Source organism: Liquorilactobacillus mali KCTC 3596 = DSM 20444, assembly GCF_000260415.1.
Classification (GTDB): Bacteria; Bacillota; Bacilli; order Lactobacillales; family Lactobacillaceae; genus Liquorilactobacillus; species Liquorilactobacillus mali.
This window is the reverse complement of the sequence record NZ_BACP01000018.1, coordinates 1-17015: the sequence shown is the minus strand read 5'-3', so window position 1 is coordinate 17015 and position 17015 is coordinate 1. Positions and strand designations below refer to the sequence as shown.

General features: G+C 32.7%; 17 protein-coding genes. 10 read left to right on the top strand and 7 right to left on the bottom strand.

All coding sequences use genetic code 11. The features are described from left to right. Positions 1-191 precede the first annotated feature (191 nt). On the top strand, positions 192-722 hold the full coding sequence (locus GSM_RS02710) for a GNAT family N-acetyltransferase (protein WP_003687725.1): 531 nt from the start codon (positions 192-194) through the stop codon (positions 720-722). Positions 723-1405: 683 nt separating this feature from the next. Here the strand turns inward: GSM_RS02710 and GSM_RS02700 are convergent. Further along, a complete protein-coding gene (locus tag GSM_RS02700) occupies positions 1406-2644 on the bottom strand; it encodes an NRAMP family divalent metal transporter (protein ID WP_235720331.1) in 1239 nt (412 codons plus the stop codon). 468 nt (positions 2645-3112) lie between these two features. Here GSM_RS02700 and GSM_RS02695 point away from each other — a divergent pair, with 468 nt between their 5' ends. The 3 genes from GSM_RS02695 to GSM_RS02685 all read left to right on the top strand — a co-directional run bounded on the left by GSM_RS02695 (position 3113) and on the right by GSM_RS02685 (position 5078). Beyond that, positions 3113-3391: a hypothetical protein gene (locus GSM_RS02695; protein WP_003687730.1), complete on the top strand. Its 279-nt coding sequence runs from the start codon at positions 3113-3115 to the stop codon at positions 3389-3391. 95 nt (positions 3392-3486) lie between these two features. Next, complete coding sequence (locus GSM_RS02690) at positions 3487-4194, top strand: helix-turn-helix domain-containing protein (protein WP_003687732.1); 708 nt, start codon at positions 3487-3489, stop codon at positions 4192-4194. Positions 4195-4202: 8 nt separating this feature from the next. Then, positions 4203-5078 carry an IS3 family transposase gene (locus GSM_RS02685; RefSeq protein WP_015640093.1) on the top strand — a complete coding sequence of 292 codons (876 nt, stop codon included), beginning with the start codon at positions 4203-4205 and terminating at the stop codon, positions 5076-5078. A 184-nt stretch (positions 5079-5262) separates the two neighbouring features. Here the strand turns inward: GSM_RS02685 and GSM_RS15500 are convergent, their stop codons facing one another. After that, complete coding sequence (locus GSM_RS15500; protein WP_261974538.1) at positions 5263-5391, bottom strand: hypothetical protein; 129 nt, start codon at positions 5389-5391, stop codon at positions 5263-5265. A 1345-nt stretch (positions 5392-6736) separates the two neighbouring features. Here GSM_RS15500 and GSM_RS02675 point away from each other — a divergent pair. The 3 genes from GSM_RS02675 to GSM_RS13880 all read left to right on the top strand — a co-directional run bounded on the left by GSM_RS02675 (position 6737) and on the right by GSM_RS13880 (position 9134). Further along, the gene (locus GSM_RS02675) at positions 6737-7018 is read left to right on the top strand and encodes a hypothetical protein (RefSeq protein ID WP_003687736.1); all 282 of its coding nucleotides are present in this window, start codon (positions 6737-6739) and stop codon (positions 7016-7018) included. Between the two features lie 991 nt (positions 7019-8009). Then, positions 8010-8699 (top strand): hypothetical protein, encoded by a 690-nt coding sequence (locus GSM_RS15185; RefSeq protein ID WP_003687737.1) that lies wholly within the window; start codon positions 8010-8012, stop codon positions 8697-8699. A 237-nt stretch (positions 8700-8936) separates the two neighbouring features. After that, on the top strand, positions 8937-9134 hold the full coding sequence (locus tag GSM_RS13880) for a transposase (RefSeq protein WP_003687739.1): 198 nt from the start codon (positions 8937-8939) through the stop codon (positions 9132-9134). A 137-nt stretch (positions 9135-9271) separates the two neighbouring features. Here the strand turns inward: GSM_RS13880 and GSM_RS02660 are convergent, their stop codons facing one another. Genes GSM_RS02660 through GSM_RS02645 form a run of 4 tightly spaced genes read right to left on the bottom strand, consistent with a single transcriptional unit; the run spans position 9272 to position 10899 of the window. Continuing rightward, positions 9272-10003, bottom strand: a complete 732-nt coding sequence (locus tag GSM_RS02660; protein ID WP_003687741.1) for a putative HNHc nuclease — start codon at positions 10001-10003, stop codon at positions 9272-9274. A gap of 54 nt (positions 10004-10057) precedes the next feature. After that, positions 10058-10312, bottom strand: coding sequence for a hypothetical protein (locus GSM_RS02655; RefSeq protein WP_003687743.1), 255 nt, complete (start codon positions 10310-10312; stop codon positions 10058-10060). Between the two features lie 4 nt (positions 10313-10316). Next, positions 10317-10649 (bottom strand): DUF771 domain-containing protein, encoded by a 333-nt coding sequence (locus tag GSM_RS02650; RefSeq protein WP_003687745.1) that lies wholly within the window; start codon positions 10647-10649, stop codon positions 10317-10319. Positions 10650-10668: 19 nt separating this feature from the next. Next, entirely contained in the window at positions 10669-10899 is a 231-nt protein-coding gene (locus GSM_RS02645; RefSeq protein WP_003687748.1) for an ORF6C domain-containing protein, read from the bottom strand. A 653-nt stretch (positions 10900-11552) separates the two neighbouring features. Here GSM_RS02645 and GSM_RS02630 point away from each other — a divergent pair. From GSM_RS02630 to GSM_RS02620, 3 genes are all read left to right on the top strand, one after another. Further along, on the top strand, positions 11553-12233 hold the full coding sequence (locus tag GSM_RS02630; RefSeq protein ID WP_003687756.1) for a LexA family transcriptional regulator: 681 nt from the start codon (positions 11553-11555) through the stop codon (positions 12231-12233). Between the two features lie 134 nt (positions 12234-12367). Further along, positions 12368-14410 carry a glycosyltransferase family protein gene (locus GSM_RS02625; RefSeq protein ID WP_003687758.1) on the top strand — a complete coding sequence of 681 codons (2043 nt, stop codon included), beginning with the start codon at positions 12368-12370 and terminating at the stop codon, positions 14408-14410. A 123-nt stretch (positions 14411-14533) separates the two neighbouring features. Then, positions 14534-15652, top strand: a complete 1119-nt coding sequence (locus tag GSM_RS02620) for a tyrosine-type recombinase/integrase (protein WP_003687761.1) — start codon at positions 14534-14536, stop codon at positions 15650-15652. Between the two features lie 311 nt (positions 15653-15963). Here the strand turns inward: GSM_RS02620 and GSM_RS02615 are convergent. After that, positions 15964-17015, bottom strand: a 1052-nt coding sequence (locus GSM_RS02615) for a LysM peptidoglycan-binding domain-containing protein (protein ID WP_010077752.1), incomplete at its 5' end; no start/stop codon positions are given.

Here is a 17015-nt window from a genome sequence, read left to right as displayed (position 1 = left end):
CACATTTACCTAGCCGTTAAGATAATTATTAAAAAAATTTACTAAACGATAGGTTCCTCATAACCGATGATAATATCTTAGTTGCAAACACAAAAACTAGCTCAATATGCTAATAGTTGTACCGGTTTTATTTTTTATGCATAAACAAAATTTTATATTTTATCTAACTGAATAAAAAAGAGGTAAATTAAATGAATTTGAAAATAATAAATAAAGATAATGAAAAAAGCCTGCTTCTAAAAAATAATGCTTTTAATGTTTTTGGAGAAATGGTCGTAAGAAGAACAGGCGAAAAATGGGATTACGAAATAAAAAAATACGATACTAAAAAAGTACGAAAACAAGTCTTTCCAGATGAAAAGTATAGCTTAGAAGATATAAATAAAAACGGATTTGCAATAGGTGCATTTAATGAAAATGAGACTATTGGTTTGGCAATTTTCAACAATAATTGGAATGGATATTTATATCTAGAAGATCTAAAAGTCAATAAAAAAGACAGACGTAACGGCGTAGCACATTCACTATTGAAATTCACAGAAGTAATTGCAAAAGAAAAAGAATACAAAGGAATTTGGACAGTAGGACAAAATAATAATCTAGCTGCATGTAAATTTTATTTGAAATATGGGTTTGAGATTGGTGGATTGGATACTAGAGTGTATAAACACACTTCCCAAAAGGGAAAACAAGACATCCATTTTTACTACGATTTTACTTAGCTTCAAGTATTACTTGTGACAAAACAGATTTTTGATCCTGCTAAATCCTCTTAGACTAATTCATACAATAAAATTATGAAACAATAACTTTCATATTATGTTTATACGAGGTAACTTTTGTGCTCACAATTAACAAAAAAGAAATGGAGAATTCTGATATGGCTATAATTATTATTATATTAATCTTCTTAGTTTGGAAAATGCTGAAATTTTCTTTTAATGTTATTTTCCCGTTATTATTTTTGCTGTTGATTCTTTTATGGATTGCTGAAATTATAAAGTTTATGTTTCCAATCATAATCATCTTTCTTTTGATATGTCTAGCTCTCTTTTTCAGGAAGCAAAGAAGCTAGTATGAAAAGACTATATAATATTATGCGTAATATCCTTTCCATATTCCCGGGCTGGGTCAAAAGTTAAATTTTAACTTAGCTCCTCTATTTATTCTGGATAAATGTGTTTCATAAGTCAAAATTCTCCGTCTAATCTAAAATTACTCATAGCAAATTACTCGCTATTTTCATAATTTCGTGTTAGTTTTAGAATTTTACCGACCTATTTCACACTCCCTTTTTATTCAAAATAATATTTCTCACACAAGTTTCCATCATTAAAAAATAATTATTCGCTCGTTCAACAGCATTCCCAAAAATAATATCTATCACAACATTGAATGATGTATATCACCAAAGATTTGCAACAGGCCCTATCATATACATCCCAAAAATCATAACAATAATACATAGTATCGTAACTGTCCACTTATAAAAGCCTTTCATTCTATATTCTTTAGGCAATACCTTTGCTTCAAGCATCAATAAGAATCCAAGAACAATTGGGAGTAATAATGCATTCATAACCTCAACTGCTACTGCCATATTTACCAATTCGAAATTAGCAAGCACTAACACAGCCCCTATTACATGAGCCAATGTATATATTGTATAAAATCCTGCTGTTCTACAACTTAATGGTTCGTTTAAACTATGTTTCCAATTGAGCACCTCGGTAATTCCCCAAGTACCTGCAAGTGCAACCACTAAAGCTGCTACCAAAGCCCCACCTAAAACACTAGCTCCTATTAAAACTTTTGACGGTAAACTCCCAATAAATGGTGATAGGGTCGTAGCAAGATCGCCTACTGAACTCAATGAAGCAGAACTATTACTATTTCCAGTAGTTGCAGCAAATGCAATAACAAAAATCAACATAATTCCTTGTGTAATTAAGGTCCCAACAAAAGTATCATGTCGAGCTTTTGAAATCGAATGTACATCTAATTTCTTATCAACAACTGCTCCTTGTTGGTAAAAAATCATCCAAGGCATAATAACCGCTCCAACGTTAGCAGCTACTAAATATGTATATGATGCATGTCTCCAAGGGATTGAAATTAATCCTTGAGCCATCTGCGATAAACTTGGTTTAATCATAATTACTGCTATAATAAAAGCCAATTCTGCAGACCCAATTATCACTCCTATTTTTTCAACTCGGCGATAACTTCCTATGAATGCCACTCCCACTAACAACACAGTAGCAATAGGTATAGTGATCCATTTTGATATTCCAAACAGTTCTCCAACTCCCGCGACACCTATAAATTCTGTCAATAAGGCGCCAATAGCAGAGATTGCTAAAGTTCCTGCTGAAAGCCAGGCCCATCCAGCTCCAAAATTTTCACGAATTAGTTCCCCATGACCTTTATGAGTTACAATTCCTAGCCGGACCGTCATCTCTTGTGCCATATACAGAATAGGAATTAAAAGTATTTGTGGCAAAATCATCGTATAACCCCATTGAACACCTGATTGTGCGGCAGTAATTAAACAACCTGCATCCGTATCTGCAAGCATAACAATTAATCCTGGGCCCCAAATTTTTAACCATTGATACTTTTTTACACTTTTTATTGCCTGCATTTTTTCTGTACTAACTCTTTGCAAATAATCACTCCTATCTAAATTTAATGACCGTGTTGCCATTATAGAATTTTTCAGTTTTAAATTCAATATATAGTATATCTTTAATGGTTGTATGCTATATATTGTGTATTTACAATTAATAAACTAAACATGCATTTTTCTGCTTCAAGATGAGTTTTCAAATACACTCTTCTTTTCCACAATAAGAACCCCACTCAATTAAGTATGGGATTAAGTAGCAATTATATAATTAATACTAAAAAGAGATAATGAATTCAAAAAAGCTACTGTAAACAATGTTGCTAAATAAAAAAATACGCTCACAGAAAAAGTATTTTATATGCCTGTATTGTACCTGTAAAAGTATTAATTATTTTTCCATAAACAACTATACTAGAATCATTCTAAAAAAAATAATCTCTATAGCTATCTTGTGGTATTATAAAAATAAAGGGTCTGATTTCTATGCGCTTAATTGGGAAAAGCGGTAATTCCTTGGTTCATGATCGTAATCATTTAATAGATTTATTAAGTGAAGATATTAAATCACATGGAGATTTTACTTGTTGGTGTACTTTCAAAATTATTGATGGAATTAAGATATATACTTCTTATATGAAAATTAATAACTATAGGTCTGAAGGAAAGAATTTGCTTAAATATCACAAGTCTGGTGAATATTTTGAAACCATTCAGGCTACAGACTTATTAAAAATATTAAAAAAGAGAAATAAAGTTGGATAAAAACGGAATAGTTATACTCAAAACTGTTGGATATACTCCTCTTTGGGTAGACAAGCAAATAATCAAAGCTTGCCTACCTAAGGAGGAGTTTTTCTATGGGCAGAAAAGGTTCTCGCTATACGATTAAAGAGAAGTTGTTTTACATTGGTCTAGTTACTCAGGGAATGACTCCTAATGCCGTTCAAAGAAAATATGGAGTTGAACATAGTCAAGTAAGCCGATGGGTAAAGCGTTATGGATTACAAGGGATCGATGGCCTGCGGCATCGACTCATGGGAAAATATCCAAGTGAATTGAAATTAAAAATAGTTCTGGAGTACCTAGAAGGACACAGTTCTTATCCTCGATTATGCGATAAATATAATATTCCTAACGTTAGTACTATCTATCAATGGGTTCATCAGTATACTAGTGGTAAACAACTCACCACTAGGAGTGTGAAACAAGTGAAAGATGGTCGGAAAACAACCCAGCTGGAACGTGTAGAGATTGTTCAATGGATTATAGCAAACGATATGGATTACTCACGCGCCATGAATAAGTACAACGTGTCATATGGTCAGGTTTACTCGTGGACTCGGAAGTTTAAACAAGGTGGACCAGAAGCCCTTGTCGATCGTCGTGGTAAGGGAAAGACTGTGCATGACCAGCTTACAGATAACGAGAAGCGTGACCTGGAGGTCAAGCGTCTAAAGGCCCGAATTGAACATTTATCGACAGAGAATGCAGTTCTAAAAAAACTCCAAGAATTGGAAAGGTTGGATGCCACTCATCACACATCTACGAAACAATCCAAACTTTAGCAACTACGGTGAACCCTGATACAAACCAAGTTTATGGGATTAGTTTTATGTGTCGTTTTATGAAAGTCTCACGTGCTGCATATTACAAATGGATACACCGAACCCCAAGCAAACGTGCTCTGGAAGATAAAGAGATATTAAAGTACGTCAAAATTATTGAAGAGGAGAACGAATATACCCTTGGAGTACGAAGATTAATGATGAATCTTCATTGCGATACAACATATCGAACTAGTGCTGGAAAAATGCGCCGGATCATGCGTGAAAATGGTATCGTGGCTTCAATTCGCGTGGCACAGCATGATCGAAAAGCTCAACGGAAAGAGCACATCAGCAATAACCTCCTCCTTTCAGATGAAGGCCATAATTTTAAGCCAGACAAGCCAAATCAGGTCTGGGTAACTGATTGTACAGAGCTACGTTTTGGTTGGAAATTCAGTGAACGTTTGAGACTTAGTGCGATTAAAGACCTGAACGACCACAGTATCATTGCTTGGGACATTGAAGAAACTGAGACAGCCGATTTGGTGACTCGAACATTTGATAAGGCATTAGCAATAAGCAATGGTGCAAAACCAACGGTTTTACACTCAGATCAGGGATCAAGCTATACATCTGGAGTATTTAACAAACATCTAGCTAGCAATGGGGTTAAGCATAGTATGTCGCGTCCAGGAACCCCTGGAGATAACAGTCCTATGGAAAGCTTCTGGAGTCATATGAAGACCGAGTTCTTTAATTTTCACCATGCATTAAATCGAGAAGAAATGGTTCAACTTATCGAAAAATGTATTAACTGGTATAACTACAAGCGTCGCCAAGAAACACTAAATGGCATGACCCCGAAAGAATTTCGGAATCATGCCATTCTAAAAACTGCATAGCTATTTTAATTATTTTAATTATTTGAACTGTCTACTTGACTCGGAGCAGTCCCGTTACTCTATCGAGCAGCAGTTTTTTATTTCTTCTAATTCTATCATGTGCAAAACTTCGTCCTCATCAGTAAGATATATTCTATTCTCATTGAATCCCCTTTTGATATCATTCAGTTCCGTTACTTCGTTATTACTCACTATACGAACTTATTGTATTTATTATAGGATTTTTGTGCTTGTAACTCATTTTTAATTTCTTCGTAATCATTTCTAGCGACTGTTGTTCTCCCATAACTGGCTTTAACTTCTTTTTCTGCATTTTTCAATCCTCTTTTATGATCACTCCAAAAGAAACCTCGCCATTTGTGCATGCCACGGTCTTGATAGTAGTTCTTAAAGAAAAATTCTGACTCTGCATTAGATATCTTGTCTTTGTTTGTATAAATATAATTTATCCCCCGAGTTTGACATGTAAGCATCTTGTAAAGATTACACGGACATACGTTTTATTAAGCAAGGTAATTTTTTTATTATAGATATTACTTTAAATATATTTTACAATAATCGTATCAAAATGCTGAAGAAGGTCATACATTGCAAAAATATTTTGACTCAAATTCAATAAAGATAATAATCTTTACAATACTACTTTACGCTTTTGTATGTTTTATATTATTTTGTAATTCAATTTATTAGTCTAGATTATAGTGGATACTCTTCTCTTAACGAACTTGAAAGAAATGCAATAGCTACCTATGATGCATACAAAAAAGGATATAACAAAACAAAAGGCAACAAAAAATAGCCCCACTCAATCAAGAGCGAGGCAATATAGTAGCAATATGTAACAACGAATTTTGGGTGTATCTAAAAAGGAATAATTACTACTATGCAATATAGTGTAACTCAAAAAACTTATTCACGCAAAAAAAGCCCCACTTCTAAAGGAAGTGGGACCTGGATAATTATATCTGTGCCTCTCAGCATTATATCATTAAAATGGTTTAACACCTGCATTTTGCATCTTCTGCAGAGTAGCAACAAAAGTCGAATATCCTAACCAATTATCCCGTCAACTGGAGTACCAAGTTTCTTTTGCATAACTTTAGTGGCTTTGCTTCCTGTGTATCTGTCTTGAGTAACACCCAACTGTTTCTGCAGTGCTTTGATTAATCATTATCTAACTCTGCATCCATGTATAACGTCGTATATGTGTTCTTTTTGTGAAACCAAATATTCTAAAAATTGAAAAAAATGATGTAATAGCTACATAATAATTTTTCATTAATGGGCTCTGTCTTTTTGCAAATACCTAGATTGATATATTTTTTCTTATTATCCCATAATCATTTCATCCTTTTTTATAATAAAACTGCTTAACTAATTTAGATAGGCAGTACATTATTCTTTGGGGGAATTATCTGATATGTACTTATCTGGCAATACCATTCTAAATCATTTTTTAGCTCGAAAAACTACAAAAGAGCTACCTTTTTAATAAATCTAAATTCTCAGCTACTTCTTCAAAAAACATACATTTTTTCTTGCCATTTACCACATCATCACAACTTGTTTCATTTTTCTTAAGCAACTCATATTACTTAAAATATTTACACTTATGTGATAATATGTACTTATAAACCATAATGTAGGAGGTGAGAAATATGCTATTTAACAACAAGCACATCGCAGGTATTTTAGAGGACAGAGGATTATCTGAATTGAATGATGACTCACTATGGCAGGTCAAAAATATTTTAAATGAGCTTGACGATGAACAACTCTTAAGAAATAGCAAGAAAATAATATCTAGTGACTATGGTAACGAAAAAGCGATCGCAACATATTTAAGAGCTATAGTTGAACAAAATTGGGTATTACTAGCTCAAAATGACAAAATTTTAAAAAGTCTACAATCTCAGGATGAAGACACCAAAGAAAAATAGCTAGCTTATACGAACTATCTGTATCATCTTTCATTCTCCACAAATCTTGTTAGTTCTTTTGTAATTGCTTGGCTACAATACATTAATAAACATTTTTCAAGCGGAATATTTGCGGAGCAGTTCGCTTTCGTAAAATTCTTGCTTTTTTGTTAATTTACATTTTTTCAACACCAAATCTAGTAATTCACCAATCATAATAATCATTTGTGTAATATCGCAATTCATATATCTGTTATTGCTGTCTAGTCATATCCGGTAACAAATCTTCTTATTAATCTCAGATGTATCAGAAAACTTTCTTGATACATGCTACTTCCTCTTTCAAGAAGAAAATGGCCCAACTAATATAGTTGACCACTCGTACTATTCTTGGAGAATTGTCCAGTATGTAACTATCTGACAATAATATTTTATTTTTTTCTTTAAAGGACTCATACTAAATTCCTATTCCTCGTTCCCTAGTAATATCTTCAAAAAACTGCTGTTCATTTCAAAACCCGGTTTCCATTTTCATTCATTACTTCATACACATCTTACATTTTTATTATCTCAAAATATAGCTTTGTATATTATTTCTAAAAGATCAGGCCATTCATATATTCCTACAACCAGTCGAATTTACTATACTTGATTGGTGAATATCGAACCAGATTAGACAAACAAATTGAAAAAGCTCTCAATATTTTTGTACCAAATTTGGCCGAAAAAGCGACCAAAATTTTATAATCCGTGTGTAATTTGTGTGCACAACATTGTAAAAATTACATATATCAACGTTTCCAGATGTATATAATTAAGTAAAATTAATAAAATAAAGAGAGAATTACAAGATTAAAAAAGTACTGTTGTATCAAGTGATAGAGCGATTAAGTGCCCCAAATTTAAGAACCCATTTCTTGCTGCTATTCAATTGAGTAGCAGTTTTTGTTTCTTCTTTTGATACTATTCATGTTAAAATTTTTGCAGGGAAAAAATTGGGGGAAAATAACTAATGTCAAAAAAATATTTTAATCAAAATTATAATAAAAAATATACATATCAAATTATAACAGCAATTGTCATTGTAATACTAATTGCAGTTGTCTCATCTTTTCAGATTCTAAAAGCATTCAATTCTAGTAATAGCGTAAATTCAAAATTAAGTTCCAAATCTCAATCTAGCAGTAAAGCTAAAATATTAAAAAATTCAGAGAGTACTTCTTCTACAGATTCGGATAACACATCTTCTTATTCAAGTACTACATCTGAAAATTCTTCGTCAATTTCTTCTACTTTTAGTAGCTCAACTAGTTCAGTTGACAATACTAGTCTTGTTAAAAAATTTTTGACTGATGGCTTCTCAATAGTATCAATTTTATATAATGGCGAAGATGTTGATCAGGCAATGGATGAAGGCAAAGCCCCTCAAAATACAGTCCATGATAGTTTTAAAATTGGATATATCTTAAATGATTCAGAAGTTCGCGCGATGTCTATGAATTCGGCATATTCACAAAATTATTCGATAACTAATACTACTGTCACAATAGGTGATGCTACTTTCAACTATTCAATAAATAATGGCTCTCCTATTTTTAATACTACCAACACAACAGATTCCGATGGTAATATCATAACCTGGCAGCTTTCCTCAAAAACTAATGCAAAAGAATATGTAAATGCTGCACAAACTCAAAATTAAGAAGTGGGTATATAATGCCTGCCGAGGGCATACAATACTCTTTATATGTAAGACTTTCTAAATGTTTTGTGCAATAAATGGCAACAATATTCAGAAAGATTTTTTATTTTATTTGCATATTTACTTTAAAGGAATGATACGCAAAAGACTAAACAAGAACTGTGCTCCCATGATGATAATATAGACCATTTTTATAGTATACCTTTCAGGTATAATAATTATTAAAGGAGTCTTTTTATGCCAAAATCATATTCAAAAGAATTTAGAGAATCAATTGTTGAGCTAGTGAAGCAAGGTCATACAGTAAAGTCTCTAACTGAGGAATACAATGTCTCAGCCAATACCATTAACAGATGGATTAAACAAAATAAGGTTATCAATGTAGATGGTAAGAACATTTCATACGAAAAATACGTTCAAATGGAAAAAAGTTAGCCGAAGCTCAGGAGGAACTTGAGATTTTAAAACGAGTTGCGGTGTTACTTGGAAGACGCTAACAATCAAAGAAGCCTTAGGCTTCATCAATGATAGTTTAGAACATGGACACCGCTTAGTAATTATTTTGAAAGCATTTAAGATGCCAAAAAGTACTTATTACTACTGGAAAAATCATCGAACTCTTGCATCTGTTTTCGTGACATTAATTTTAATGAAATCAATTGTTCATCTCTCAATTTCGTACCGTGAAAATGGTACTTGTTGGAAAAGAACTTAGCCCTTAGTCGATGTAATTCTAAATGATGATAACTACATAGCGCTTCCAACCTATGATTGCGATGATCAAGGCTTTTTCTGTCATTACCCATACCAACTGTATCTTCATGATTAATCTGAACGTTATTTGTTTGGCCACACACAGTACATTGTTTGTGTACCAAACATAGAAATACTCTTCGCTCTGTATCAAATGTATTTACTAGGTCTTTAAATTGAAATGGTATACCTTCAAAAAAACATAATTCAACTAACCAAGAAATCAAATCTGTCGCAATATATTTACTACAATTGCTCAGACTAAAAGAAGCGTATCCGGTTTTTCGGCAAAATGATTCTTTTAAGTCCACTTTGAGTTTTTGAAACTCATAGCTTTGTTCGTATCCCTGTGCTACTCCAATGTCACGTATCATTGAATATGCTTTTCTACGCTGAATTCCAGTAATCTGTTCCGGCTCATGTTCTGTTAAATCAAAATGAATTCTGCCTTTTTTTAAAAGCTTGCTCATGCTGTCTATTTCATCAATCCTGAACGTTACTAAGTCTTTCTTGACTGATACAACATGCCCTTCGTATCTTTCATTTTCCATGCTATAATTACCTTGTAGTATTAGTTATGGAGCCTATTCTAAGTGGGCTCTTTTTTATTTGTTTCCCTGTTTACCATCATCTTTAAATGCAACCATGCTTATATATCCGCCTATGCAACATGTCATTCCTGCAAATATCAAAGTGATTACTGTGTAGCCGATATAAACTGTTGAAGCATTCAACGCTTTAGTAATAATCATTCCTATAAGCAATCCAGCACCAATTTTATTCATTTCTTTCCACCCTTCTGCTCGTCCAAGAGCATTACTGAGAAAATTGCATGCTATAACTCCAATAAATAAAATCATTCATTCACCCCTTTATTGGTAACTTGGCATCCCAATCAATTCGACTAAAATTCTTCTCCATCCACTTTGTTGCTAGTTTTGCTCTAATCTGATAACTCTTAGCATAGATACACCAACCATCACGATTTTCTGCTCTGTATTCAATTTCATCTTTGAAGGGCTCTAGAATAAACTTCACTACCCATCGCCTATCACGATTAAAACAACAAGCTTCTTTAAATTCGATTATTGACCAAGTTTTTCCCTCAACTTGACTATTAATAAATTTGCTGATCGCGTCCTGAAGACTATCCTCCAAAATTTTATTAATTTCCTTCTCATTAATTAATGTCGGCATACCTCATCCCCCTGACAACCTACAAAACCATTTTTGCTCGAGCATTGGCAGTATTTATTTCTCTTTGTAATTCAAAAGGTGCATACCAGCTCTGTACAAATTCAATTGCTTCATTGAATCTTGAAATAGGAGTATCACTATAACGATCTTGCAGGAATGTTTCCTTGAACGATTTAAACAAAATGCTATAAATCTTAGTTCGTAATGCTTTATCTTGGTAAGCATTACTATTTTTTCCACCATTTAACACTCTTTCTAATAAAAAATTTTCTATTTACGCCATCTGTAAAACGGTCTGATCACCACATAAAAGCCAAGAAACTTGGTCTTATAAAAACAGTTTTAATAAAGAAAAGAAAGAACAGCCACAATAAGCCAACAAATAACTGATATGGTTTGAAAGAGAAATCTTAAGATAAAACTCCATTCATCAAGTGTTGCGTTACGAATTTCTATTCCTATGCGTACAATTAATAGTTTTAGTTTCATTTAATTCATCTTCCTTTATACAGATGTCATCATTTTTGGTTTTTCCGAATTAGGAGACAAAAAAATATCATCTACACTAATTTTCAAAGCAGAAGTAATTTTTTCTAAATTTGAATATTTAGCACTTCTTAGCCTTTCAATATTATCCTCATAAGATTTTAGAGTATTCGTTGAAATTCTTGTCATATCAGTTAACTGTCCTTTTGTGTACCCTCTAATTCCACGCCACTGCGATAAAGTAAATTTTTATTTTTTCTCCATTTTGTTTTACCTCCTCATTTCAAAATAAATATATTATTCGTAAATACCGAAAAAAAGTTACATATTCGAAAAAGCCGAATTAATTTTAACAACCCTATTTCATTTATTCCGAAGTAATGCTATACTATATCCGTGATAAGGAGATGATATGAAATGTTTTCTAAAAATTTGAAGTATCTTCGTGAAAAAAATGGATTAGATCAAATGCAATTTGCTGAAAAATTAGGGAGAAAAAGTCCTTCAACTGTGAGTGAGTGGGAAAAAGGAAAATATACTCCTAAACTTGGAGTGCTCTCAGATATAGCACATATTTTTAATGTCAGTATAGAAGAAATGATGCATGTCAATTTAGCAGAAAAGGATGCAAAAGGAGAGATTAACATTATTCCTACCTTTAACGAATTAAATAGGAGTAATCAAATTAAAACTTTTGAATTTGCAAAAAATAAACTCACTGAACAAAATGATAAACATATTCTCTCAAGTCGTTCAACCGCTGCGGGTGCCCCAGACTATGAGGATGCACAACAAAAAATTATTGTTCGTAATGAAGTGCCTCGTGGTGCTGATGAAGTAGTAACAATTGCTGGAGATTCGATGGAACCGCTACTTAAACAAGGTTCACAAGCCTTTGTTCATTACCAACCAACACCTGATACAGACGGTCAAATTGTGATTGTTTCTATTAAGGGAGATGGAGTTGCATGCAAGATGATTTACCGCGAGGATGGGAAAATAAGATTGGCGTCCATTAACGAAAAATATGAAGATATGGTCTTCCCTGCTGAAGATGTTCGTATTATTGGTAAAGTTATCATAAGCCAAAAAAAATAAGCCCTAACCTTCTGTCTCGGGGAAGGCAAGGTTAGGACTTACCATTTATATTTAAAATGAATTTTAGCATATCTTTAATACTTTTATATAATCTTTAACAGAGTTGCAATTTTTATAATAAGGGAGTTTTTCAAATGATAAGAAGTAAAATGTTGTGGCTAGTTTGGGGTATTTCTGCGCTAGTAAGTATATTTGTACTTGCAAACGCAATTTTTATTCCTGGAATGGTTCGAGGAGCACAAGCAAACATATTCAACCAAGTTTACTTGCTCCCTTTGTCGTGTATTTTTTTTGGCTTTCTATACATACTATACAACACATTAAAAATGAAAAAATATAGATACGGCATTTATGTACTTTTAATTATGTTTCAAATAATTTTACAGTTTTATCTTGCTTTTCACGTAAAGGGAGCTCAAGGCCTTGATGATTTTGACATGCGTGTTCAAGCTACTTATTTAGCACATGGATCTCATTCTTGGGCAAGTTACTTTTCCTTTGCTCCTAATAATGTTGGTGCCACAATTATTTTTTCATGGATTATTAAAGTGGCAATGCTACTTGGTATAAATAATACAACCGGTTTTTTAAACCTTTTTCTCTTTTTTTGCATTGATTTGGCATCTCTTTGTGGATGGCTAATTTTAAAAAGACATACTAATAAAAAAGCTTTATCAATTTATGTAATACTCTGCACGCTGTTTTTGCCTTTATTTATTACTGCATTATTCATGTATACTGATCCTTTAGCGTTAACATTTATAATGATTTCATTTTATTATGTAGACACTTTTGAAGCTAGCAAAAAAAAGACTGTAAAAATTTTATCACTGACCTTTTCAATAGTTATGATGTGTTTAGCTACTTTTTGCAAGACAAATGCTATCATCATGTTAATTGCATTTTTGATATATTCTCTACTAAAAAAACATTCCTTAAAGAAAATAGTAGCAATAATGCTTATTACCTTTTGCGTGTATGGAATCTGTAATTACTCTTATAAACAGGTACAAAATAGTTACAATTTTTCTATAAAAAAAGCAGACAATTTCCCGTATAATTTTTGGATTGCCTTAGGACTTAATAATAAAACAGATGGTACCAGCGGAGGGGGATTATGGGCTGATACTGCCAGATACCCAGATCCACAAACTAGAGAAAAACATAACAACTTTCTCATAAAAAAAGAGTTAAAATCACAAGGTTTACTTGGATTACTTAATCTTTGGTCACGTAAAATAAATATCCAGTGGTCAATTGGTTCAATTGGTATTGAAAGACGAGTATATAATATATCAAGTCAACCTAGTTTTGCTTATAATTATATTTTTGGCAACCGAAATATTATTTTGTTAACATTTTCCCAAATTATATATATTATTTTATGGTTTGGGTTCTTCGTTAGATGCTTGAAAACATTAAAGACAACCAATTTTGAAAATTTTGAAAATTTATCAATACTTTTTATTATTGGAATTTTCTTCTTTCACATGCTTATGTGGGAAACAATGGAACGTTATGCTTACATAGTTATCGTGCCATTATTAATGGTTGGAAGCATGGGTATAGCAGATACTTTTGAATTCATTCGTGATAATAATACTTTTAAAAATAGATTCTTTTTAAACAGTATTACAGCAATTTTAGCAGGCTGTTTATTTCTGGGATTTTCATTAAATTTAGACAAAGTATTAATAAATACTACTTATGTAAAACCAGTTTTGAAACAAAGTTTTGTTCGAAAAACACCATTAACTATAAAAGCCCACCAAACAATAAGCGAATCACTAAATGCAAAATACAATTTTAATCAAGTTGTTACTAACATACCAAGTTCAAACAGTAGTGCTACTAAAATTTCGTTAAAGCACAATAATAAAAAAATTTTAACTGTAAAAAATGGGATTGTAAATATCACAAATAGACCGTCTGGTAAATATATTCTGCAGGTTTCTAACATATCCAATAAACCTATTGTACTTCAAGTTATTAAATCTTTACCGATGGATCTGCTACAATCACCTATACAACAATCTCGCCTAAAATATTTAGACGTTCAATTGGCTGAATCACAAAACGAAACAAAGATATCGAAAATACAATACATTATGTTCTTTATACTATTTTTGATACTACTAGGATTAGCACACATATTTCTCTTTAAAAAAACATTATAATGTAAAAATTTTGGTACAAAAAACACATCCCCCACTCGCCAAAGTAAAAGATGTGTCTCACTGTTTATACAGGGCAACCTGTACCCTATTAGTTTATTCTAAAATAAGAAAGGAGTTTTGACAATGGCAAGTATCAAAAAGAAGAACGGTAAATATTATGTTCGTGTCAGCTGGTATGACGAAAATAATAATCGGCAGTTCAAAAATAAATCATTTACTAAGATTAGCGAAGCAAAATCCTATGCTGCGGAGCTTGAAGTCCTAAAAAGTAAAGAATTCCTGTCGGTCGATTCATCATCCCCTTTTGCTGATTACTTCTGGAACTGGTTTGAGACTTATAAGGAGCCAAGTGTAACTGAACGTACAATACTAACCTACAAACAGACCTACAATGCAATCTCAGACTACTTTGGTAAAACTGCAATAGAAAACATTAATCGTCGTAAATATCAGATGTTCATTGCCGCGTATGGAAAGAATCACGCCAAATCAACTGTCAGTAAGTACAATTCTCTGATTCATGCTTGTACCAAAGATGCTATCTATGACGGTGTAGTTCAAAAGGACTTTGTGCAAAATGTTAATGTCGTGTTCAATAAGAAAAAAACAAGAGAAATTGAATATCTGAGTGTTGCTGAAATGAGCACATTAGCTGCCTATATTTCTGCAGATCGTAGCACAAATTTCACTTCAAAATATCTTATCCTACTCGCAATCTATACAGGAGCACGTCTAGGAGAGCTTCAGACACTTACCTGGAGAGATATTAATTTCTCATTCAAAACAATCAGCATCAACAAATCTTGGCATGAAGGCACACGAAAGTTCAAAGAAACAAAGAACGAATCATCACAACGTATCATTAGGGTAAATAACGATGTTCTTAATATTATTAAGGAACTCAAAGTAAATAATAAAGACATGGTTTTTACTAATCAGTATGGTACAGTCCCAACCTCTTCTGCAGCCAATAAGACATTGCGCGAATGTTTGGCCAACTGCAGCATTTCAAAACCTGGTTTCCATTTCCATTCACTTCGTCACACGCACGTTGCATTCTTACTTTCTGAAAATATTGATTTATATATTATCTCAAAACGCTTAGGTCACTCAGATATTTCGACAACTAGCCGAGTATATTCCTACCTAATTGACGAGTATAAAATGCGTTCAGATAATCAAATTGAGACCATTTTGGACACTCTAAGTGCACCAAAAGTGCACCAAACACTTTCAAAATAACGTATATTAACGTAAGCAAAAAAATAGAAACGTTGATATATCAACGTTTCCGGATGTATATAATTAAGTAAAATTAATAAAATAAGGAGAGTACAGGATTTTTAATTGCCTTTATATCAGCCTTTTAACTGTGTTTGCGTGATGTTTGCGTGATTTATAAATATTCATATACATATTTCTCATTTTTAAACAAAAATAGCCCCACTCAATTAAGAGTGAGGCTTTTAATATGCGGTCCAACTTGCGTATCTGAAACAGATTAGCATTTTAGAACACGAACAATATTCGATTTTAAGGATCCTTAATGTTTGCTATTTAACTCTAAGTGATTGTCCAACATAGATATAGTTTACATTCTTTAATCCATTCAATGTTTTAATACTTGCAACCGTTGTACCATAATTCTTTGAAATCACACTCAATGTATCACCCTTTTTTACTGTGTAATATACTTTAGAACTCGTTGTTACGGATCCTGATACTTTTAATTTTTCGCCAACGTAAATAATATATGGTGACTTGATATTATTAAGTGTGGCCAATCTGGTATAAGTAGTGTTGTAGCTTGCTGCTATCTTAGATAAAGTATCACCAGATTTAACCGTATACGTTGATGCTGAGCTTGTACCTGTAGATGTAGCTTGCTTAGCAGTCTGCAGAATTTCAACATTGCTCTTATCAATCCAACTTAAAATATTAGCTAACAATACTTTACTCCCGCTTACTTGTTGAACCGTATAGCTTTTTCCTTTAACCCATGATGGAATAGTTGTGCCATTAGACCATTTAGTTGTCGAAAAGTTTACTTTTACAGTATAACCCGCCTTTATTTCAGACTTGGTTGTGTTGTTAGCTGTTTGACCTTGTTTGATAGCAACAGTCGTACTGTTGGTTACGACTTTAGTAGCACCAGAGTTACTTGCTGTTGAAGTACCATCATAGCCTTTTTTAGTGACACCCAATAAGTCAACATTACCATCTAAACCGCCAGCCTTGTAATAGTCTGTAAACTGCCAAATAGCAACATATTTATGACTAGGAAATCCTGAATAGTCAGGTGTTGTCGTTACATATGAATGTGGATATCCAGCAATCCAAATTAGCTTTTCACCAAACGTTTGAGCTAATGATTCATAATCTAAGTTTGCATCTAAATATGATTTGTACGAATAAAGCATAGGTGTATACCCTGCTTCTTCAATTCTTTGCAAAGCATACTCAACATTAGCTGTATTGGCTTCTTTGTCTGTAGATGCACCAGCTTCATAATCAATCGCAACTATTGAGCCTTTAGGGGTTTGAACTTTAGGCAAGAAATAGTCCAAACCTTTTTTTGTTTGAGCTTGGTCACTTCCGTCACTAA